The 21,127-nt window shown below is 70.0% G+C and carries 18 protein-coding genes and 1 riboswitch; of the genes, 7 read left to right on the forward strand and 11 right to left on the reverse strand.

Annotated elements, in window-relative coordinates:
• Positions 1-864, forward strand: coding sequence for an isocitrate lyase/PEP mutase family protein (locus tag ACNI65_RS17940; RefSeq protein ID WP_416758402.1), 864 nt, complete (start codon positions 1-3; stop codon positions 862-864).
• 34 nt (positions 865-898) lie between these two features.
• Here ACNI65_RS17940 and ACNI65_RS17945 read toward each other — a convergent pair whose 3' ends face one another.
• Positions 899-1,924 (reverse strand): methionine synthase, encoded by a 1,026-nt coding sequence (locus tag ACNI65_RS17945; protein ID WP_416758404.1) that lies wholly within the window; start codon positions 1,922-1,924, stop codon positions 899-901.
• 39 nt (positions 1,925-1,963) lie between these two features.
• Positions 1,964-2,971 (reverse strand): DUF1852 domain-containing protein, encoded by a 1,008-nt coding sequence (locus ACNI65_RS17950; RefSeq protein ID WP_416758405.1) that lies wholly within the window; start codon positions 2,969-2,971, stop codon positions 1,964-1,966.
• A 101-nt stretch (positions 2,972-3,072) separates the two neighbouring features.
• Here ACNI65_RS17950 and ACNI65_RS17955 point away from each other — a divergent pair, with 101 nt between their 5' ends.
• On the forward strand, positions 3,073-3,960 hold the full coding sequence (locus ACNI65_RS17955) for a LysR family transcriptional regulator (protein WP_416758406.1): 888 nt from the start codon (positions 3,073-3,075) through the stop codon (positions 3,958-3,960).
• 6 nt (positions 3,961-3,966) lie between these two features.
• Here ACNI65_RS17955 and ACNI65_RS17960 read toward each other — a convergent pair whose 3' ends face one another.
• Both ACNI65_RS17960 and ACNI65_RS17965 read right to left on the reverse strand, forming a co-directional pair.
• On the reverse strand, positions 3,967-5,889 hold the full coding sequence (locus tag ACNI65_RS17960; protein ID WP_416758407.1) for a TonB-dependent receptor domain-containing protein: 1,923 nt from the start codon (positions 5,887-5,889) through the stop codon (positions 3,967-3,969).
• A gap of 78 nt (positions 5,890-5,967) precedes the next feature.
• A riboswitch (cobalamin riboswitch) is annotated at positions 5,968-6,220 on the reverse strand.
• 40 nt (positions 6,221-6,260) lie between these two features.
• Entirely contained in the window at positions 6,261-7,784 is a 1,524-nt protein-coding gene (locus ACNI65_RS17965) for a helix-turn-helix domain-containing protein (RefSeq protein WP_416758408.1), read from the reverse strand.
• A gap of 110 nt (positions 7,785-7,894) precedes the next feature.
• Here ACNI65_RS17965 and ACNI65_RS17970 point away from each other — a divergent pair, with 110 nt between their 5' ends.
• Genes ACNI65_RS17970 through mmsB form a run of 5 tightly spaced genes read left to right on the forward strand, consistent with a single transcriptional unit; the run spans position 7,895 to position 13,602 of the window.
• The gene (locus ACNI65_RS17970) at positions 7,895-9,427 is read left to right on the forward strand and encodes a CoA-acylating methylmalonate-semialdehyde dehydrogenase (protein ID WP_416758409.1); all 1,533 of its coding nucleotides are present in this window, start codon (positions 7,895-7,897) and stop codon (positions 9,425-9,427) included.
• A 13-nt stretch (positions 9,428-9,440) separates the two neighbouring features.
• Positions 9,441-10,625 carry an acyl-CoA dehydrogenase family protein gene (locus ACNI65_RS17975; protein ID WP_416758410.1) on the forward strand — a complete coding sequence of 395 codons (1,185 nt, stop codon included), beginning with the start codon at positions 9,441-9,443 and terminating at the stop codon, positions 10,623-10,625.
• Positions 10,626-10,657: 32 nt separating this feature from the next.
• A complete protein-coding gene (locus ACNI65_RS17980; protein ID WP_416758411.1) occupies positions 10,658-11,461 on the forward strand; it encodes an enoyl-CoA hydratase in 804 nt (267 codons plus the stop codon).
• 10 nt (positions 11,462-11,471) lie between these two features.
• The gene (locus tag ACNI65_RS17985; RefSeq protein WP_416758412.1) at positions 11,472-12,632 is read left to right on the forward strand and encodes an enoyl-CoA hydratase/isomerase family protein; all 1,161 of its coding nucleotides are present in this window, start codon (positions 11,472-11,474) and stop codon (positions 12,630-12,632) included.
• Positions 12,633-12,684: 52 nt separating this feature from the next.
• Complete coding sequence (gene mmsB / locus ACNI65_RS17990; RefSeq protein WP_416758413.1) at positions 12,685-13,602, forward strand: 3-hydroxyisobutyrate dehydrogenase; 918 nt, start codon at positions 12,685-12,687, stop codon at positions 13,600-13,602.
• Between the two features lie 263 nt (positions 13,603-13,865).
• Here the strand turns inward: mmsB and ACNI65_RS17995 are convergent, their stop codons facing one another.
• From ACNI65_RS17995 to ACNI65_RS18025, 7 genes are all read right to left on the reverse strand, one after another.
• The gene (locus ACNI65_RS17995) at positions 13,866-14,585 is read right to left on the reverse strand and encodes an anti-sigma factor domain-containing protein (RefSeq protein WP_416758414.1); all 720 of its coding nucleotides are present in this window, start codon (positions 14,583-14,585) and stop codon (positions 13,866-13,868) included.
• Complete coding sequence (locus tag ACNI65_RS18000; protein WP_416758415.1) at positions 14,585-15,274, reverse strand: sigma-70 family RNA polymerase sigma factor; 690 nt, start codon at positions 15,272-15,274, stop codon at positions 14,585-14,587. Before ACNI65_RS18000 ends, ACNI65_RS17995 begins: the two co-directional genes overlap by 1 nt.
• A gap of 103 nt (positions 15,275-15,377) precedes the next feature.
• Positions 15,378-15,971, reverse strand: coding sequence for a DUF3455 domain-containing protein (locus ACNI65_RS18005; RefSeq protein ID WP_416758416.1), 594 nt, complete (start codon positions 15,969-15,971; stop codon positions 15,378-15,380).
• Positions 15,972-16,106: 135 nt separating this feature from the next.
• Positions 16,107-18,209, reverse strand: coding sequence for a TonB-dependent receptor (locus ACNI65_RS18010; protein ID WP_416758417.1), 2,103 nt, complete (start codon positions 18,207-18,209; stop codon positions 16,107-16,109).
• A gap of 17 nt (positions 18,210-18,226) precedes the next feature.
• On the reverse strand, positions 18,227-19,516 hold the full coding sequence (locus ACNI65_RS18015; RefSeq protein WP_416758418.1) for a HupE/UreJ family protein: 1,290 nt from the start codon (positions 19,514-19,516) through the stop codon (positions 18,227-18,229).
• Positions 19,513-20,748, reverse strand: a complete 1,236-nt coding sequence (locus ACNI65_RS18020) for a hypothetical protein (RefSeq protein WP_416758419.1) — start codon at positions 20,746-20,748, stop codon at positions 19,513-19,515. Before ACNI65_RS18020 ends, ACNI65_RS18015 begins: the two co-directional genes overlap by 4 nt.
• Complete coding sequence (locus ACNI65_RS18025; RefSeq protein ID WP_416758420.1) at positions 20,745-21,122, reverse strand: hypothetical protein; 378 nt, start codon at positions 21,120-21,122, stop codon at positions 20,745-20,747. Before ACNI65_RS18025 ends, ACNI65_RS18020 begins: the two co-directional genes overlap by 4 nt.
• Positions 21,123-21,127 lie beyond the last annotated feature (5 nt).

Raw genomic sequence — 21,127 nt, forward strand, 5'->3', positions numbered from 1 at the left:
ATGACTTCTCCCCGCAAGACACTGCGCGCGCTGGTGAACGAACGCCGCGGCGTGCTGGTGCCGGGCGCCTTCAACGCGCTGTCCGCCAAGGTGATCGAGGACCTCGGCTTCGAGGCGATCTACGTGACCGGCGCCGGCGTGACCAACATGTGGTTCGGACTGCCGGACCAAGGCTTCATGGGCCTGTCCGAGATCGCCGACCACACCGCGCGCATCCGTGACGCGGTCGAGCTGCCGCTGATCGTCGATGCCGACACCGGCTTCGGCAACGCGCTGAACGTGCGTCACACGGTGCGCGTGCTGGAGCGCGCCGGCGCTGACTGCATCCAGCTCGAGGACCAGGTGGCGCCCAAGCGCTGCGGTCACTTCTCGGGCAAGGAGGTGATCTCGACCGAGGAAGCGGTGAGCAAGATCAAGGCCGCGGTGGATGCACGCCGTGATCCGGACTTCCTCATCATGGCCCGCACCGATGCCTGCGCCACGCAGGGCTTCGAGGCCGCGATCGAGCGCGCGCAGCGCTTCGCCGAGGCCGGCGCGGACCTCCTGTTCGTCGAGGCGGTGACGAAGCCGGAAGAGATCCGCGCGCTGCCGCAACGGCTGTCGACGCCGCAGCTGATGAACATGGTGATCGGCGGCAAGACGCCGATCACCGATGCGGGCGAGCTCCAGCAGATGGGCTACGGCATCGTGCTGTACGCCAACGCGGCATTGCAGGGTGCCGTGGCCGGCATGCAGAAGGCGCTGGGCGTCCTGAAGACGCAGCGCCGCATTGACGAGGACCCCAACCTGGTGGTTCCCTTCGCCGAACGCCAACGCCTGGTCGGCAAGCCGGCGTGGGACGAGCTGGAGCGGCGGTACACCTGAGGATCAGCTCGGCCCGACCGGGCTTCAAGCGGCTTCAAGCCCCGGCGAGCCGCTCCCTCGCCAGCTTCGTCCCTTCCGCCAGCGCCTTGAGCTTGCGCCAAGCCACGTCCCGGCCCATCGGCGCCAGGCCGCAATTCGTGCAGGGGAACAGCCGCTCCTTGGGCACGAACTGCAGCGCCACGCCGATGGCATCGGCGACCTCCTCCGGCGTCTCAACGACATCGCTGGCCACATCGATCACACCGACCATCACGTCCTTGCCCGCCAGCAGCTTCATCAGGTCGGGCGGCACGTGGGAGTGGATGCATTCCAGGCTCACCTGGTCGATGCGGCTCTTCGCGAGCGCAGGGAACACCGCCTCGTACTGGCGCCATTCATCGCCCAGCGTGCGTTTCCAGTCGGTGTTGGCCTGGATGCCGTAGCCGTAGCAGATGTGCACGGCCGTCGTGCAGGTGAGGCCCTGCGCCGCACGCTCCAGCGCCTGCACGCCCCAGTCGGCCGCGTCCTTCATGTAGACATTGAAGGCGGGCTCGTCGAACTGGATGATGTCCACGCCATCGGCCTGCAGCGCCAGCGCCTCCTGGTTGAGCAGCTCCGCGAACGCGAAAGCCAGCTTCACCTTGTCGCCGTAGAAGCGGTCCGCCACGGTGTCGACGATCGTCATCGGGCCGGGCAGCGTGAACTTCAGCTTCTTCTTCGTGTGCGCCCGCGCCAGCTGCGCCTCGAAGGCGTGCACGCGCCCCTTCAAGCGCAGCGCGGACACCACCTGCGGGACCATCGCGTCATAGCGGTTGTCGCGGATGCCCATCTTCACCTTGTGCTCGAAGTCGATGCCGTCGACCTGCTCGAGGAAGCCGTGCACGAAGTGCTGACGCGACTGCTCGCCGTCGCCCACGATGTCCAGCCCGGCGTCCTCCTGGGCCTTGATCCACAGCAGCGTCGCGTCGGCCTTGGCCTGCAGCAGCGCATCGCCTTCGGCCCGCCATTGCGGCCAGAGCTTGTTGGTTTCCGCGAGCCAGGCGGGTTTGGGCAGACTGCCGGCGATGGAGGTTTCAAACATCAGGAGATTCCTTCGAAGCAAAAGGGATGAGGTGCGCGGTCAGGCCGCGAAGTTGGCGGCCCATTGGTCCAGCACCTGCTTGTAGGGCTTGATGAAGTGCTCTTCGGTGAACCTGCCCTGCTTGACCGCCAGCTGGCTGCGCTCTTCCCGGTCGTAGACGATGCGGGTCGACGAGTAATCCGCGTTCTTCAGGCTGGGCTGATAACGGGTCCCCGCCGCGGAGTTGGCGTTGTAGATCTCGGGCCGGTAGATCTTCTGGAAGGTCTCCATCGTGCTGATCAGGCCGATGAGTTCCAGGTTGCTGTAGTCGGCCAGCAGGTCGCCGCTGAAATAGAACGCCAGCGGCGCCACGCCATTGGGCGGCATGAAGAAGCGGACCTTCAGCCCCATCTTCGCGAAGTACTGGTCCGTCGCCGAGGCAGCGTCCTGCTGGTACTCGACGCCCAGGATGGGATGCCGGTTCTCGGTGCGCTGATAGACGCGGCTGCTCGCGGCGCTGATGCAGATCACCGGCGGCTTGCCGAAGCGCTCGCGGTAGGCGCGCGACTGGACGAAGTGCTTGAACAGCTTGCCGTGCAGGTCGCCGAAATCCTCCGGCATGCTGAATCCCTGCGACGGCCCCTGGGCCTGGGCGTTGTGCTCCTGCAGCCGGACGCTGAAGTCGTAATCGCGGACGTACGAGGAGAAGTTGTTCCCCGCGATGCCCTCGATGCGCTCGCCGGTCTGCCGGTCCAGGATCCAGGTCTGCAGGATCTCGATCAGCGGGAACGGCGTCCGGCCGCCCTCGCCGCCCTCGCCCGCCGCGAGATCCAGCGCGACGGACACGATCTCGAGCTCGACGGCATATCGGTCGCCGCGCGGGTTGTCCCAATACGCCAGGTCGTTGAATCGGTTGTCGATCATGCGCAGCGTGTTGCGCAGGTTGTCCTGGCGGCGCTCGCCGCGCGCGAGGTTGGCGAAATTCGTCGTGATGCGCGTGCTGTCCGAGGGCAGGTAGTGCTCGTCGAAACGCAGGCTCGTGATCTCAAACGCGAGGTCGTGGCTCATGGCAATGCGGGGCTGGGGTGCAATGGCCACGGATGCTAGTGAAATGAACCCATGACGTAAAATGGTCAAATTTCAACGATCCATGAAAATGGCTCATTCATATGCTGGAGCGCATCCATCTCAGCATCGTGCAGCAGGTCGAGAAGCAGGGATCGCTGACCGCCGCCGCGGGCGTGCTGAACCTGACCCAGTCCGCGCTGAGCCACAGCATGCGCAAGCTCGAGCAGCAGCTGGGCACCGACATCTGGCTGCGTGAGGGTCGCAGCCTGCGCCTGACGCAGGCCGGTCAATACCTGCTGGCCGTGGCCAACCGGGTGCTGCCGCAGCTGGACCTGGCCGAGGAGCGCCTGGGCCAGTTCGCGCAGGGCGAGCGCGGCGCGCTGCGCATCGGCATGGAATGCCACCCCTGCTACCAGTGGCTGCTCAAGGTGGTGTCGCCGTATCTCAAGTCTTGGCCCGACGTCGACGTGGACGTGAAGCAGAAGTTCCAGTTCGGCGGGATCGGCGCGCTCTTCGGCTACGAGATCGACCTGCTGGTGACGCCCGATCCGCTGTTCAAGCCCGGGCTGAAATTCGTGCCGGTGTTCGACTACGAGCAGGTGCTCGTCGTGGCCAAGGGCCATGCGCTGGCCTCGGCCTCGTACGTGAAGCCGCAGCAGCTGACGCAGGAGGTGCTCATCAGCTACCCCGTGGACATCGAGCGGCTGGACATCTACAGCCAGTTCCTGCTGCCGGCCGGGGTCACGCCGCGCCGCCACAAGACCATCGAGACCACCGACATCATGGTGCAGATGGTCGCCAGCGGGCGAGGCGTGGCCGCCCTGCCGCGCTGGCTGGTCGACGAGTACGCCGCCCGCATGGACGTCGTGCCGGTGCGCCTGGGCGCTCGCGGCATCCCCAAGCAGATCTTCCTGGGGGCGCGCGAGGCGGAGACCGGCATCGACTACGTGCGGGCCTTCATCGAGCTGGCGCGCCAGCCCGGGTCCTGATCAGGCTCAGAAGCCCTTCATGTCGTAGCGCACGCCGATCCAGGCCTGACGGCCCAGCGCCTGGTAGTCGCGCACCGGCTGCACGTCGCGGTCGCCGACGTTGAGCACCTTCGCTTCCAGGCGCCATTGCGGCAGGAAGCGCCACGCGGCGCGGACATCGACCGTGCCATAGCCGCCGAGCTGGCCGCCATCCGGCCGCGCGCCCACGAACACCAGCGACGAGCCGACGCTCCACACGCCGGTGTCGTAATCGGCGGAGACGCTTTCCTGATGCGCCGCGCGGCGGATCAGGCGCGAGCCGGTGTCGTCGTCCGTCGCGTCGAGGAAGTCGACGGTCGCGCGCAGCTTCAGATTGCCCAGGCGATGCGCGCCATCGAGCGTCACGCCCTGCAGCGTCGCGCGCGAGGTGTTGCCCGCGCAGCCGTACTGGTACCCCGCCGGGCATTCGGTGCCGTTGACGATGGGCTGGTAGCCGATCAGGTTGCGCACCTTGTTGCGATAGACGGTCACGCCCGCGCTGCTGTTGGCGGACGCCCAGTTCAGGCCGACCTCGACGCTGCGGCCCTTCTCCGGCTGCAGCGTGGACACGCCGTAGCCGGGGAAGTACAGGTCGTTGTAGGTCGGCGCGCGGAAGGTCGTGCCCGCCAGAGCGCGGACCTTCAGCGAGGAGCTCAGCGCGTAGCTCGCGCCGATGCCGCCGGTCGTGTTGGTGCCGTAGGCCGAGTTGTCGTCGCTGCGCAGGCTGGCCTCGATGGCGGCCGGGCCGAACTCGCCGGTGTAGCCGGCGAAGACCGCCTTGTTGGTGCGCTTGGGCGAGCCGATGTAGTTGTCGGTCTCGACGCGGTCCTTCAAGTGCTCATAGGCCACGACGACCTGCTGGCCGCGTGCCACATGCAGCGTGTTCTGCCAGGTGATCTGGTCGCGCTCGGTCTTGTAGCGGCTCATGAAGCCGGGGCTGCCCGAGTCCGAATCATCCGTGCTGCGCGCGACCTGCAGCGAGGTCGTCCACAGGGCCGACAGCTCGCCGCGGTAGTCCGCCGCCAGCACCCTCGTCTTGAGGTGGTTGCGGAAATCGGGCGTCGCGTCGGACGTGAAGTCCGGCAGGAAGTTGCTGCTGTCGTACTGGCTGTTGAGCTTGCTGTAGGTCGCGCTCAGGCCGATGCGATGGCCCTTCGCGGGCGTGAAGCCCACGCGGCCGGTGGCCACGGTGCGGCCGAAGCCGTCGTCGTCCGGGTTGTAGTTGCCGAAGCTGTCGTTGGGACGGATCACCGAGGCGCCGTCGCTGGTCTCGCGGCCGATGCTGGCCGCGTAGTCGAAGCCGGCCTGCTCGCCGGACACGCCCACGCTCAGGTCGCGCGAGCCGTAATCGCCCACGGCGGCGTTGGCCGTCAGGTTGAACGGGCCCTGGCCGCGCTTGGTGAAGATCTGGATCACGCCGCCGACGGCGTCCGCGCCGTACAGGCCGGAGGCCGGGCCGCGCAGGACCTCGATGCGGTCGATCTGGTCGATGCTGAGCGCCTCGAACGAGGCCTGGCCCAGCGAGGCCGAACCCACGCGCACGCCGTCCACGAGCACCACGGTGCTGTTGGTGCCGACGCCGCGCAGCAGGTAACCGGACGCGTGCCCGGGGCCGCCGTTCTTCAGCATCTGCAGACCGCCGAAGCGCTGCAGCGCGTCCTCGATCGTGGTGACGCCGCTGTCGCGCAGCGTCTTGTTGTCGATGAGGGCGATGTCGGAGATCGCGCTGCGCAGGGACTGGGCCTCGCGCGTCCCGGTGACGACGACCGGGTCAAGAGCGCCATTGACGGACGACTCGGCGGACGACTGGGCGCTCGATTGGGCATGGACCGCGAGCGGCAGGAAGGAGGTGGCGCCCGCGAAGGCAAGCGCGGCGGCGCGCGGCAGCGCGCGCAGGGGGAATCGGGTCATGGCGAAGGCAGTGCGACAAGAGGCAGTCGGCTGCTTCCCCGCAGCCGCCTGCGATATGGATCGAGCGCCGCCTGGGACGGACGCGATCCTCCTGTTGGCCGGTATCCGGGCTGACGAAAGATCTCCCATGGGGCCTTCCCGGACAGGTGTCCAGTGGCGGGGGCATGGGCCGCGTGACGGGCTCCGTGGAGGAGTCCTCACGCCTTCCGCTTACCGTTGCGGGGGCAGCTCAGGTGGGGGCCATGGCCGCGGGGGCGCGGCCCTTCCTGATTCCCGTTGAACTGTGCCGGCCAGACGGCCGCGCACGAGCACCAACGGGCGCGATCATATCGGCTCGGTCATCGCCCCCTCATGGCTCGGTCATCGCTGGCTCACGGCGAGAAGCGATACGACACCAGCGATTCGCTGTTGCTGTCGGCCAGCAGCGTGCGTCCCGCCGGCGGGAAGGCGCGCTGCACGCAATGCTCGCGGGGACACACGCGGCAGCCCGGCCCGATCGGCACCGCCTGCGCCGCCACGGCCGGCGCGCCGAGGTCCATCCCGTCCGCGTAGACCAGCTCCCGCGCATGCGCGAGGTCGCAGCCCAGCCCCACCGCGAAGAGCTTTCGTCGCGATCGGAAACCGCCGCCGCCCTGGCGCTCGATGGTGCGCGCGATGCCGAAGTAGCGGCTGCCATCGGGCATCTCGGCGATCTGCGTCAGCATGCGGCCGGGTTGCGCGAAGGCCTCGTGCACGTGCCACAGCGGACACGCGCCGCCGTGACGCGCGAAGTGGAAGCTCGAGGCGCTCTGGCGCTTGGAGAGGTTGCCCGCCTGGTCCACCCGCACGAAGTAGAACGGCACGCCGAGCGCGCCAGGCCGCTGCAGCGTCGACAAGCGGTGGCACACCGTCTCGACACCGACCTGGAAGCGCTGCTGCAGCTGCTCGATGTCATAGCGGCTCGCGCGCGCCGCGGCGAGGAAGGCGCCATAGGGCAGCAGCACCGCGCCGGCGAAGTAATGCGCCAAGCCCTGGCGCGCGAGCGCTCGCGTGGCCTCGTCGACGAAGCCCGCCTCGCGCAGCTCGGCCTCGATGGCCTCGGCCTGCACAAGCAACGCGTACTGCGTGGCGAGCTGGAAGGCCTGTTGCGCATCGCTCAGATGGGCCGGCAAGCGCAGCCGGCGCCGACGCGCGTCGAAGTCACGGAGCAAGGTCGGATCCGCTGCGCCATCCGTGGCGGACGTCGCCTCGGCCAGTTCCACGCTGACGCCGCATGACCGCGCGAGCGCCTCCCGCAGCGCCTCCATGCGGCGTCCGGGCTGCAGCGCGAGCGACGCGGCCAAGGCCTCGGCCTGCGCGTCGAGCGTCTCGATGTGGTTGTTGCGGCGGTTGAAGTGGTCCCGCACGGCCTCGTGCGGTGGCGGCTCGCCCCAGCTGGCCGCGACCGCGGCGCGGCCGCCCTCCTCGCCGTAGACGCGCTCGAGGAGCTCGGCGTGCTCGGCCTTCAATCGCAGATGCCGCTGATGCAGCGCCACGAAAGCCTCGGCGAGCTCAGGCACTTGCTCGACCAGCCGCGACAGCTGCGCCGGTGCGACGCCGCCGCGCGGCGCCTCCGGCGCGCGGTCCCGCAGCGCCGCGTCCAGGTCGGCCAGCAGCTGCTGATCGAGCTCCTGCGAGAACTGCCCGATGCCGCCACCGAAGACTTCCGCCAGCTTCAGCAGCACCGCGGCGGTGACCGGCCGTTGGTTGGTCTCGATCTGCGACACGTAGCTCAGCGACAAGCCCAGCCGCGCGGCGAGCTGGCTCTGGTTCCACTCGAGTTGCTCGCGCAGGCGCCGCACGCGCGGGCCGACGAACAGCTTCCGGGTGCCGGTGCCGGAGGTCGGCGCGGGCTTTGCAAAGTTCGCTGATTTCACTGGATGCTTGCGAAGTGATTTGCAGGTTTTCCTTTTCACATCAAGCACTTGTGGCTTTCTGTGAAGCGTGTGGATAGATTCTGTGTGAAACATCCCGAGGACACAAATCCATGAGCCACAGCCTCTCGACGGCCGACACGAATCGCGACGTCCCCCGCATCCCGCTGCTGATCAACGGCGAGTACGTCCAGTCCCGCACGACCGAGTGGCGCGACGTGATCAACCCCGCGACGCAGCAGCGCCTGGCGCGCGTGCCGATGGCCACGCCCGATGAGGTGAACGCCGCGATCGCGGCCGCCCACGCGGCGTTCAAGGCCTGGCGCCTGGTGCCGATCGGCCAGCGCGCGCGGATCTTCCTGAAGTACCAGCAGCTGATCCGCGACCACATCAAGTCGCTCGCCGCGACGCTGACCGCCGAGCAGGGCAAGACGCTCGCGGACGCCGAGGGCGACGTGGTCCGCGGCCTGGAGGTCGTCGAGCACGCGGCCAACATCGGCTCGCTGCAGATGGGCGAGCGCGCGCACAACGTCGCCGGCGGCGTCGACACCTACACGCTGCTGCAGCCGCTGGGCGTGTGCGCCGGCATCACGCCGTTCAACTTCCCCGCGATGATCCCGCTGTGGATGTTCCCGATGGCCATCGCCTGCGGCAACACCTTCGTGCTCAAGCCCTCCGAGCAGGACCCGATGGTCACGATGCGCCTGGTGGAACTGGCGCTGGAAGCCGGCATTCCGAAGGGCGTGCTCAACGTCGTGCACGGCGGCGAGGACGTCGTCAACGCGCTGTGCGATCACGTCGACATCAAGGCCATCTCCTTCGTCGGATCGACCCGCGTGGGCACGCTGGTCCACGACCGCGCGACGAAGGCCGGCAAGCGCGTGCAATGCATGATGGGCGCGAAGAACCACGCCGTCGTGCTGCCCGACGCGCACAAGGCGCAGACGCTCAACGCGCTGGTCGGCGCGGCCTTCGGCGCGGCCGGTCAGCGTTGCATGGCGGTGTCGGTGGCGGTGCTCGTGGGCGCGGCGCGCGACTGGCTCCCTGATCTGATCGAGAAGGCCCGCGGCCTGAGCGTCGGCGCCGGCGATTCGGCGACGACGGATGTCGGGCCGCTGATCTCCTGCGCGGCGCGCGACCGCGTCGAGCGCCTGATCGAGCAAGGCATCGCGGACGGCGCCACGCTGGCGCTCGACGGCCGGCTGCCGCCGCTCAGCGGGCAGCTCAAGGAGGGCAACTTCGTCGGCCCGACGATCTTCAGCGGCGTGAAGCCCGGCATGACGATCTACGAGCAGGAGGTCTTCGGCCCGGTGCTGTGCGTGGCCGAGACGGCGACGCTGGACGAGGCGATCGCGATGATCAATGCCAATCCCAACGGCAACGGCACGGCGGTGTTCACGCAGTCCGGCGCTGCGGCGCGCCGCTTCGAGTCGGAGATCGACGTCGGCCAGGTCGGTATCAACGTGCCGATCCCCGTGCCGGTGCCGCTGTTCTCGTTCACGGGCTCGCGGGCGTCCAAGCTCGGCGACCTCGGGCCCTACGGCAAGCAGGTGGTCCTTTTCTACACGCAGACGAAGACGGTGACCGCGCGCTGGTTCGACGACGCGTCCACGGGCGGCGTCAACACGACGATCAGCCTGCAGTGAGCCGGAGCCGGCCATGGACTTCGAGCTGAGCGAGCAGCAGCTGGCCTTCCAGCGCGCCGCGCGCGACTTCGCCCGCGACGAGATCGCCCCACGCGCGGCCGAGTGGGACGCGCAGGCGATCTTCCCGCGCGACACGCTGCGCCATGCCGGTGAACTCGGCTTCTGCGGGCTCTACGCGCCGGAATCGGCGGGCGGTCTGGGCCTGCCGCGTCTGGACGCCACCATCGTGTTCGAGGAACTCGCCGCGGCCTGTCCGTCGACCACGGCCTTCCTGAGCATCCACAACATGGCGACGTGGATGGTCTGCAGCCAGGGCTCGCCGGAGGTCGTCCGCCGCTTCGGCCCGTCGCTGTGCAGCGGAGAGCGGCTCGCGTCGTACTGCCTCACCGAGCCGGGTGCGGGCTCCGATGCGGCCTCGCTGCGGACGACGGCCCGCCGCATTACCGATGGCCACGGCGATGGCGAGGGCGACGCCTACGTGATCGACGGCAGCAAGGCCTTCATCTCGGGCGCAGGATCGACGGACGTGCTGGTCGTCATGGCGCGCACGGGCGGCGCGGGCGCTGACGGCATCTCGGCGTTCCTCGTTCCTGGGGACGCGCCCGGCCTGCAGTACGGCCGCAAGGAAGAGAAGATGGGTTGGAACAGCCAGCCCACGCGCGCGATCGCCTTCGACGGCGTGCGCATTCCCGCCTCGCACCGGCTGGGTGAGGAAGGGCAAGGCTTCCGCATCGCGATGCAGGGGCTGGACGGCGGCCGCATCAACATCGCGACCTGCTCGGTCGGGGCGGCGCAAGGCGCGCTGGGCGCCGCGCAGCGCTACATGCACGAGCGCCGGCAGTTCGGGCGCGCGCTCGCGGACATGCAGGCGCTGCAGTTCAAGCTGGCCGACATGGCCACCGAGCTCGTGGCGGCACGCCAGATGGTGCGACTCGCGGCGTCCAAGCTCGACGCGGGATCGCCGGACGCGCAGGTGTACTGCGCGATGGCCAAGCGCCTGGCGACGGACATCGGCTTCACCGTGTGCAACGAGGCGCTGCAGATCCACGGCGGCTACGGCTACATCCGCGAGTACCCGCTGGAGCGTTACCTGCGCGACGCGCGCGTGCATCAGATCCTGGAAGGCACCAACGAAATCATGCGCGTCATCGTCGCGCGCCGGATGCTCCAGGACCACGCGCCCGAGGCGATCCGGTGAGCTGCATTCACTTCCCCCCACCCATGCTTTCCATGATCGAAACACTCGATACGACCACTCCCTACCCCGGCCTGCGCCTCGAACGCCGAGGCCACACCGCCCTCGTCACGCTGACGAATCCGCCGGCCCACACCTGGACTTCGGAGCGCCTCACCGCGCTGACTCGCCTGATCGGCGACCTGAACCTTGATCGCGACATCTACGCCCTGGTCATCACCGGCGAAGGCAACAAGTTCTTCAGCGCCGGCGCGGACCTGAAGCTCTTCGCCGACGGCGACAAGGGCGTCGCGGCCACAATGGCCCGGCGCTTCGGCGAGGCCTTCGAGGCGCTCGCCGCTTTCCGCGGCGTGAGCATCGCCGCGATCAACGGCTACGCAATGGGCGGCGGTCTTGAATGCGCGCTGGCCTGCGACCTGCGCATCGCGGAGTCTCACGCGGTCATGGCCTTGCCCGAAGCCACGGTCGGACTGCTGCCCTGCGCCGGCGGCACGCAATGGCTGAGCTGGACCGTCGGTGAGAGCTGGGCCAAGCGCATGGTGCTGTTGGGCGAGCGCGTGGACGCGGAGACCGCCCTGCTCATCGGCCTGGTGGACGACCTGGTGGCCAAGGGCGAATCGCTGGTCCGCGCGCTGCAGTGGGCCGAGCGCGTCCAGGCCCAGAGCCCGACCAGCGTGAGCGCCTGCAAGCGGCTGATCCAGGGCGCGCGCACCGCGCCGCCTCAATCGCAGCTCGTGGCCGAGCGCGAGGCCTTCATCGGCCTCTTCGACACCGAGGACCAGCGCGAGGGTGTGCAGGCCTTCCTCGGCAAGCGCAGCCCGGCGTGGCGCAATGGTTGAGGGCACGACGATGACCGCCCGCCCCGCCCTGCCCGTCGCGACGACCTCGAACGATGAGGCGCCTGTGCTCTTCCGCACGATCGTCACCGCGTCAGGCCATCGCTTCGGCCACGCCACGCTGAACGCACCGGCCAGCCTCAACGCGCTGACGCTGCCCATGGTCGACCTGCTGCAGACGCGCTTGAGCGCCTGGGCCGAGGACCCGCAGGTGGCGGGTGTGATCCTCGATGGCCAGGGCGAGAAGGCGTTCTGCGCGGGCGGCGACGTCGTCGGCCTGTACGGGGCGATGCGCGCCGCCGGCGCGGGACAGGTCCCCCGCGACGCCGCCGATTTCTTCGAGCGCGAGTACCGGCTGGACCACGCAATCCATCGCTACCCCAAGCCGCTGCTCGTCTGGGGGCACGGCATCGTGATGGGCGGCGGGATCGGGCTGATGGCGGGCGCGTCGCACCGCGTGGTGACCCCGCGCAGCAGGCTCGCGATGCCGGAGATCACGCTGGGGCTCTATCCCGATGTCGGCGGGAGCTGGTTCCTGTCGCGGCTGCCGGGACGCACCGGGCTGTTCCTCGCGTTGACCGGCGCGCCGCTGAACGCGGCGGACGCGCTGTGGGCAGGCCTGGCCGATCGCGCCGCGCGCGCCGAGGACCACGGCCTGCTGCTCGAGACCATCGCGAACGCACGCTGGCACGGCGATCAGGCGACGGATGCGGAGCAACTCGACGACCTGCTGCGCACCCTGCCCGCCGTGGATCTCGCGCCCGGCCAGCTGGCCCCGCACCGCGAGCGCATCAACGCGCTGATCGGGCCGCACGACACGCTCGCGACGATCGCGCCGCGGCTGAGGTCACTGGCCTCCGAGTCCGATCCCTGGCTGGCCGCGGCCGGGTCAAGCTTCCAGAAAGGCTCGCCGACGTCGGCGGCCCTGGCGATCGCGCTGCAGCGCCGGCTCCGTCACGCCTCGCTGGCGGAGGTGTTCCGCCTCGAATACCAGGCCTCGGTCGGCTGCTGCGTGCTGCCCGATTTCGCCGAGGGCGTGCGCGCGCTGCTGATCGACAAGGACCGGATGCCCCGCTGGCAAGGCGCCGCGCAAGACGATGGCGCCCAGGCGATGCTGGAAGCCTTGCTCGCGCCCAGGTTCACCGGCGCGCATCCGCTGGCGGACTTGCGCTGAGCGCCCCCGAGCCCCCGTAAGCGCGTCTGATCGACCACAAGGAGACAACACGATGAACACCACGAACACGATGAACGCCTGCGAGCGCATCGCCTTCATTGGCCTGGGGCACATGGGCGGACCGATGGCGGCGAATCTGGTGAAGAACGGCTTTTCCGTTTCAGCCTTCGACCTGAGCGGGGCCGCGCTGAGCGCCGCGCGCGCCGCCGGCGTGACCATCGCCCCCTCGGCCGCGGCTGCGGTGGAGGGTGCGTCCGTGGTCGTCTCGATGCTGCCGGCCAGCCGGCATGTGGAAGCGCTGTTCCTCGGCGAGGACGGCCTCCTGGCGCGCATGGCCACGGGCGCGCTGGTGATCGACTGCAGCACGATCGCCCCGGCGAGCGCGCAACGCGTCGCGCACGCGGCGCAGGCGCGCGGCCTCGCCATGCTCGACGCGCCGGTGTCCGGTGGCACCGCGGGCGCGGCGGCCGGCACGCTGACCTTCATCGTCGGCGGAGAAACGACGGCGCTGGAGCGTGCCCGGCCGGTGCTGTCGGCGATGGGCCGGAACATCTTCCACATGGGTGCGTCGGGCGCGGGGCAGGTCGCCAAGCTGTGCAACAACATGGCCTTGGGCGTGATCATGGCAGTGACGGGCGAGGCGCTGGCGCTGGGCGTCTCGCACGGACTCGATCCGCAGGCGCTGTCCGACATGATGGCCGTGAGCACCGGCCGCAGCTGGGCGACCGAGGTCTGCAACCCGTGGCCCGGCGTGAAACCCGAGGCACCGGCCTCACGCGGCTACAGCGGCGGTTTCGGGAACGACCTGATGCTCAAGGACCTGGGGCTCGCGGTCGAGGCGGCCCTGCAGGTCGGCGCCGCCGTGCCGCTGGGCGAGCTCGCGCGCAACCTGTATGCGCTCAACAGCCGCGCCGGACGCGGTGGACTGGACTTCTCGAGCGTGCAGGAGCTGCTGCTCAGCCCGCGCTAGCGTCGCGAAAAGGGTGCGGCCCTCTCGCCTGCGCGGTGAGAGCGGGAGTATGCAGAGCACCAATCGATCGCCCTCGCCCGCGAAGCGGGAGAGGGAGGGGTGAGGGCTCGGGTGAGGGCACGGTTCCCTTCGAAGAGCCCTCACCCCCCGCCCTCTCCCGCTTCGCGGGCGAGGGGGCCAAAAGCGCGCCGATTGACACGGTTGCTCTCCCGCTTCGCGGGCGAGTCTCCGGCGACGGAGCTATCTCCACAGGGCCACTCCCCCTAGACGCCGCCCGCGGAGACCACCGGACCGGTGGGCTGGCCCGTGGGCGATCCTCCGGCGGGTTCCAGGCTGACCGCGAACGCCTTCGTGCCCTGCAACAGGCCGGCGCGTCTGACCGTGGTCGGCACGTCCCCCGCCTGGATCAGGCCCAGCGAGCGGGGCGAGCCCTCGATCGGAATGGCCCACAGCTCCAGAACATGCGCGGGATCGATCTTGATCGGACCCAGCGGCTTGAGCACCAGCGCGCGCCCATCGGGCGTGACGCTGGCGACGAATCCGGTTTTCACCAAGGTCAGCCCCGCCGGTGTGCCTTGCAGCACGACGACCACGGGCGCCGGCTCCTCCACCGGACGGACCACCAGGAAGCCCAGGATCAGCGACGCCGCCAGCGCCATCGATCCCAGGACCTGCCATACCCGCAGCGCCCGCGAACCGGTGCCGGCGCCGCGAGCGCCGCCGCTCGTCGACGACAAGCGCTCATCGTTGGCCGCGCCGAACAGCTGGCGCTGGATGGCAGCCCAGACATGGGCCGGCGGGTCGACCGGATCGATCCGGTCGGCGAGCAGGTGCAGCCGGTCGGCCCAGCGGGCCGCGGCGGCCGCCAGCGCGGGATGCGCCGGCAGCAGGCGCTCGAAGCGACGGCGCGCGCCGCCGCGCAGCGTGCCCACCGCGTAATCCGCCGCGAGGCGATCGGCACGATCCGGATGGCCGTAGTCCATCAGGCAGTCCTCCCCAGCGCGCCGACGCGGGCCGCCGCGCGGTCCAGGCAGCCCCGCAGGCTCAGCAGACCACGCCGCACCCAGCTCTTCACGGTCCCCAGCGGTTGGTGCATGTGCTCGGCCACTTCCGCGTGCGACAGCCCCTGGTAATACGCCAGCGCCAGGCTGCTGCGCTGTTCCCCGCTCAGTTGGTCCATGCAATGCGCCAGCGCATGCGCGCGATTGGCGTCATCGAGCAGTTCCAGTGGGGATCGCTCCGGGCTGCTCATGCCATCGAGCAGGTCGATCTCGTCCTCGCCGCCGCCGGCCTCGTCCGCCAGTCCGCCGAAACGGCTGATGGTGACCGGCTGCGCGCTCTTGCGCCTCAGGCTGTCGATCGCGCGATGACGCGCGATCGTCGTCAGCCAGGTCATGACCTTGCCTTGCGTGCCGTCGTAGCTCGACGCCTGCCGCCAGGCGCTGATGTAGACCTCCTGCAAGACTTCCTCCGCGCAAGCTCGGTCGCCGTTGATGCGCAGCACCACGCCGAACAACGCGGCGCTGGTGGCGCGGTAGAGCTCGTCAAAAGCCGCTCGATCGAGCGCGGCGACCCGGACCATCAAAGCCTCGAGGCGCGCATCCCTTTCAGGACGCGCGGCATGCGAGGGACCGGCCGAGGCGGGCTCGGCATCGTCGAGTGGGGTGGTCATCCCGCTTGTACGCACGCGCATCGCGTTTGGATCAGCGGGAGGCACAGGGCCCGGACGACCGCGGGCCATCGCCGGCCATCGCCGGCCACCGCGGGGTGCGTGGTCAGCGCATGGCCACCGGCGTCCAGAAGATGTAGTCCGCCTGATAGTCCACGACCTGCTTCTGCCCCAGGCTGGACGCGTCACAGGCCGAGGCCGGTGCCACCCCGCCCTTGGTCGCCACGCGCTGGATGTGGCTGACGCCCTGCATCGCGCCCATGCCCATCGCGGGATTCGCCTTCACCAGCTGCAGCGGAATGCTGCCGGGCGAGGCCGGTGCCACCGCGAGCTGCGTGCCGGTGATCTTTGACCCGTCGCGCGATTCCCAGGTCGCAGGCGGGCCGTAATACTTGCCGACCATCTGCTGCTTGCGGTCCATCAGCGTGGCGTCGGGGCCGACGAAGGCCCACTCGTACTGGCCCGCCATGTCCTTCTTGCCGCGGCACTCGTAGGTGATCTTGCCCACACCCACCGTCTCCATCGACACCTTGTGCCCGTCGGGCACCTGCACGGCCGCCGGCAGTCCGGACTGCGAGTACATCGGCATCGCGCCGTCCCTGGAGGCGCCCGACATCGCGCAAGCGCCCAGCAGGGCCGCGAACATCAACGGAATCGCCAGCTTCGTCATGGTGGTGGCACGAGCCTGCAAGGGGGTCATGGTGGTTCCTCGTTGGTCAGGACCGCACCGACCGGTGGGGTCTCCCTGTGATGTACGCAGGGCGGCCGCTTTTGGATTCACCGCTTTCCAGGCGGCCGCGCTCGGAATTCCGGGCGCCGTCTCCGAATCTGTCTCTCAGAAGCTGCGCCTCAGCGTGACGCGCACGGTGCGCGGCTCGGCGGGATGCACATGGCGGTCGGCGACCGGGGCGGCCTCGCCGGGCAGGCGTGATTCATAGAAGTACGCGATGTCATTGACCCGGCGGTCCGTCAGGTTGAATACGTCCAGCGTCAGCTCGGTGCGCGCGCCGAATCGTCTCGCCACGCGCAGGTTGGTCGTGAGCGACGGGGACGACTGGACGCGGTTGTCCTCGATCAGCGGCGCGCGTCCGAGGTAGCGCCATTGCAGGCTGGCCGACCACGGCCCCAGCTCGCGCAGCGTCACGCCCGCCGAGGCGACGCGGTCGACCGCATTGGGAATGCGCGACCCCGCGGGATCGGCATCGGAGAAACGCGCCCGCGTCCACGCCAGATCGACGTCCAGCAGCAGCCATGGCACCGGCATGTAGCGGTTGTTCCATTCGACGCCATGCCGGCGGCTCGGACGATTGGCCTCGGTGGCGCCCGCGTCACCGACATAGACCAGCTCCGAGTCGAAGTCCAGCTTCCACAGCGCCAGCGAGGTCTGCAGGCCGGGCAGCCACTCGCTGCGCACGCCCAGTTCCCAGCCGCGGGCCTTCACCAGTCCCGGAACCGCCTCCACCGGCTCGAGGCTGCGTGGATCCACACGCGCCGTGACGCCCCGTGCATCGTTGCTGTGGAAGCCGCGCCCCGCGTTGACGAAGAACTCCGTGCGCGCCCAGGGTCCCAGGATCAGCGAGGCCTTGGGCGAGAACAGCGTCTGCGAGGCCCGGCCCGAGTTGTCCGCGTTGCTCAGGCTGTCCACGTGGAAGCGCGCCTGGTCCACGCGCGCGCCGACCACGGCCCGGGCCCACGGTGCAACCTCCACGCCCAGCTCGCCATAGGCGCTGCCGAGCGTCTCCCGCACGCGGTCGTCGCGGGTGGTGGCGAGGGTGACGCGGTCCCGGGTGTCGAAGAGCCCCACGCGCGCGCGGTCATGGCGCAGCTGCACGCCGGCCTCCGCCCGCGCGGGCAGGCCGCCCAGGGACAGCTCAGCCGCGTGGCTCGCGCTCAATCCGTAGATCTTCCGGTCATCCTTCTGCGCGAACTGGTCACCGGTCTCGGGGCGCTCCATCGCGTAGGTGAAGTTCGAGTACAGCGACAGCCGATAGGCCATCGCATAGGCGGCCACCCGGGTCGTGCGGCCGTCCTCGCTGCGGGACCACTCGCCCGAGACGCTGCTGCGCCGCGTGTCGCCGCCATCGCTCGGATCGATGGCATCGAAGCGGCCGAACGGACGGCCCTGGTAGCTGCCGGCGTCGATGAGGCGTTGGGGCACCTGGTCCGTCGAGGTCCAGTCCGCACGGTAGTCCATCAGGCCGATCCGCCAGCGGTCGATGCCCGATTCGCCCGAGACGCCCAGCACCACGTTCCTGCGGCGCAGGTCTTCCGGCAGCGTCCACGGACCGTCGTTGCCCATCGCCTCGACGGCGCCCAGCACCTCGATGCCCTCCCCCACACGCGCGGAGCCCGCCGCGAGCGCGCGCCGGTATCGGCCCTCGCCCAGGGTCAGGCTCACGAATGGCGCGTCGAGCCGGCGCTGGTAGTCGATGTCCGCCGAGCCCGCTGCGGCGAAGTCGCCATTGCGCGCGAAGTACGGTCCCTTGCGATAGTCGATGCGCTCGACCAGCTCCGGGATCAGGAAGTTGAGGTCCGCGTAGCCCTGGCCATGGGCGTGGCTGGGCATGTTCACCGGCAGGCCCATCACCGTCGTGGCGAAGTCCGTGCCGTGGTCCAGGTTGAAGCCGCGCAGGAAATACTGGTTGGCCTTCCCGTCGCCGCTGTGCTGCGTGACGATCAGGCCCGGCACGAACTCCAGCACCTCACCCGGACGCAGCACCGGCCGGCTCTTCATCAGCGCGGCGCGAATGGTGCCCTGCGACGCGGCATCGCTGCTGCCGACGCCGTTGTCGTAATGCTGGCCGTCGACCTCGACACGTTGCAGCGCGAGGATCTCCGGGCGTGGCGCCGCAGACGCCGCCGCTGGCGCTGGCGCTGGTGCGGATGGCGCTGATTGCCCTTGTGCCGAGCTCATCGTGAGGATGAGCAGGCTCAGCATCGGAAGGTTCCACGTCGTCATGCGCCCAGCCCCAGCAGTTGCACATCGAAGAGCCGCTCCACCAGCCAGGTCACCGCGATGGCGGCGATGGCGACGGAGCCGCCGCCCAGGATCCATCGCGCATAACCGTCCCAGCGTCGTGCCCACCACGCCAGCGGCACCAGCACGGCCACGATCACGAGCTGTCCCGCCTCGACGCCCAGGTTGAACATCACCAGCGGGCCGGCGAGGTCGGCGCGGCCCAGCCCCAGGTCGCGCAGCGCGCTCGCGAAGCCGAAGCCGTGCACGAGTCCGAAGACGAAGGTGAAGCGCCAGCGCGACTCCACCAGCACCGGACGAAGGTTGTTCAACGCCGCCAGCAGCACGCTGAGCGCGATCAGGCTCTCGACCCAGCGCGCGGGCGGCTGCACAAGCTCGAAGACCGCCAGGCCCAGCGTGATCGAGTGCGCCACGGTGAAGGCCGTGACGATGCCGATCACGCGCCACGACGCCTTCCGCCAGTCGCCGGCCGGACGCCAGCGCCCGTCCTCTCGCCGCATCACCGCGGGCAGCAGCAGCACGACCAGGAACAGCACGTGGTCGAGACCGATCCAGATGTGATGGACGCCGTCGCGGAAGATGCCGCTCAAGGTGGAAGCCGCTTCGGCGTCCGCCGCACCCGTGGCGCCGGAGGCAGCGGAGGCGTCGGAGGACGTCCGCGCGGAAGGGCCGGCCGAACCGGTGCCCCCATCGAGCAAGGGCACGGACAACACCGCGGCGTCGGGTGGCACGACGGCGGTGCGCGCTGCCTGTCCCTGGTCCTGTCCCTGGCCCAGTCTCCAGAGCAGCACGCCGCGATGGGTCGGATCGCTCGCGGCGAAGAGTCGATAGCGGAGTTCGGCAGACGCGGGTGCGCGCGCGCAGGTCCAGTCACGGCGCAGCACCGCATAGCGGCCGTCGCTGTGCTGCTCCAGCTGCAGCGGCGCCGCGCTGCCCGCGACGCACGGCGCGCCGGACGAGTCCTTCACCTGCCAGACGATGTCCCGGTCGGCGAGCGCCTGGATGTCGGCGGTCCTTGAGCGGACCTCGCCCCAGGTGAGCTGGCCGTCGTCATCGAGGTCCAGCACGAGGTCGCGGTCCAGATCACGCAACGCGATGTCGCTGCGCAGCGTGACGACGCGCTCCTCGACGCTCAGCTGCAGGTAGGCGTCGCTGGCCTTGTGGGCCCACGCCGGCGAGAGCGTCAGGGCCAGGATCGCGGTCAACGCCGTGGCCAGGGTCCTCGAGACCAACGTCCACCAGGCGACAAGGGATGGGCTCAGCGTCATCGCGCCGCCTCCAGCCGGCGGTCACGCAGGCCCTGCTCGCGCTGGAAGGCCATCACCGGGGCGGCCGCCTCGGGCCGACGGGCGGCGCGCGAGGCGCGCATCAGCAGCACGGCATCGGCGGGCTCCCGCTGTTGCGTCCAGTTGAGCGTGGCCTCCCGCAGCGCGACGGCGGCATCCTGGCGCACATCGAGCGCGAAACGCGCACGCTCCCGCGCGTGGGTCGTGTCGCCGCGCAGGGCCGCGGCATCGAAGCGGGACTGCATCTGCGCTGCGGCGCGCGCTGCATCCGGGTGACTGCTTCGCTTCCAGGCGATCGCCACACGCAGCAGCAAGGCATCGGGCAGATTCTCGATCGCCAAGGGCGCGGCGGCCTCGCTCGCCGCGCTGGCCGTTCCTGCGACGCCGGCCATCGCCACGGCCGCGGCATCGGCGGGCCGGCCGGCATCGAGCAGCCAGTCGGCGTAGGCCGCCCGGACATAGATGCCTTCCTCGAGCGCGAGCGCCCGCGCGTAAAGCTCGCCGGCCTCGGGGCGGCCCTGGCGCTCGGCCATCTCCGCGCGCAGCAGCATCAGCCACGCCTGTGGCGCCCGCGGATCGCGCTCCAGGGCGCTCAGTTGTTTCATGGCCTGGGCGTCCCGGCCCTGCAGGCTGTCCAGCTCCGCGAGGCAGGCGCGGCCATGCGGCAGCGACAGCGGCGGGCCGGCCAATCGCTGACACCCCTGACGGGCTTCGTCCCAACGTCCGCGCACCTGAAGCAGGGACGCGCGGGTCAAAGCCGCCTGGGCCTCCACCGCCGAGGGCAGCCGAGGCGTCGCGAGCACGTGGTCGAGTTCCGCCAGCGCGGCATCGAATTCATGACGCGCCTGCAGCACGATCGCCTTGAGCAGACGCGCCGCCGGCGGGGCCGCAGGATCGTCCCACCACGGGCGCAGCCAGGCCTGCGCGGTGCCCAGCTCGCGAGGATCGCCATCGCGACGGGCCCGCTCGATGGCCTCACGCGCGGCGCGCAGCGCCAGCCCGAGGTCACGCGGCTGCTGCGCCAGCACCCGCTGCTCGGCGCGTTGGCGAGCTCGCTCCTCGCTGGATCCCACCCGCAGGGGCAGGCGTTCCACGACTTCATCGTCACGGCGGGGCGTGACGGGCGCCGCCTCGACGCGTGTCCAGGCGGCGGACCACCCCGCGACCAGCGTCGCAAGGCAGCCGGCGAGCATCCGCGCTCGCGCGGGGCTCAAGTCACCGGGGCCGGTTCGTCGGTCTCGCTGGCGGGCGGGACCGTCACGTTGTCGGCCGTCAGCGGCTCCGCGGTCTCGCTGGTGGCCTGGCTGGTCATCAGCGTGAACTGCGTGTAGGCCGTCGACGAGGCCAGCGCGCTGTCCGGCACCGACGTGCCCATGGCCTGTCCCGGCGGCGTCATGTCGTCGTCGTCACCGCCGCCGAAGCAACCCACGGCGACAGCCGCCGCGGCCAGCGCGGTCACCGTCACGGCGAGCGTCGGGCCGCGATGAACGCGAGGGACGCGAGGGACGCGATCGGTGGGCGTGCCGGGGCCGGCGGGGGTGCCGTGAGAGGGGCTCGTCGCTGCGAAGGGAGATCGATGCTTGTCCATGTTCG

Source organism: Roseateles sp. So40a (assembly GCF_048081605.1).
Lineage (GTDB): Bacteria > Pseudomonadota > Gammaproteobacteria > Burkholderiales > Burkholderiaceae_C > Roseateles.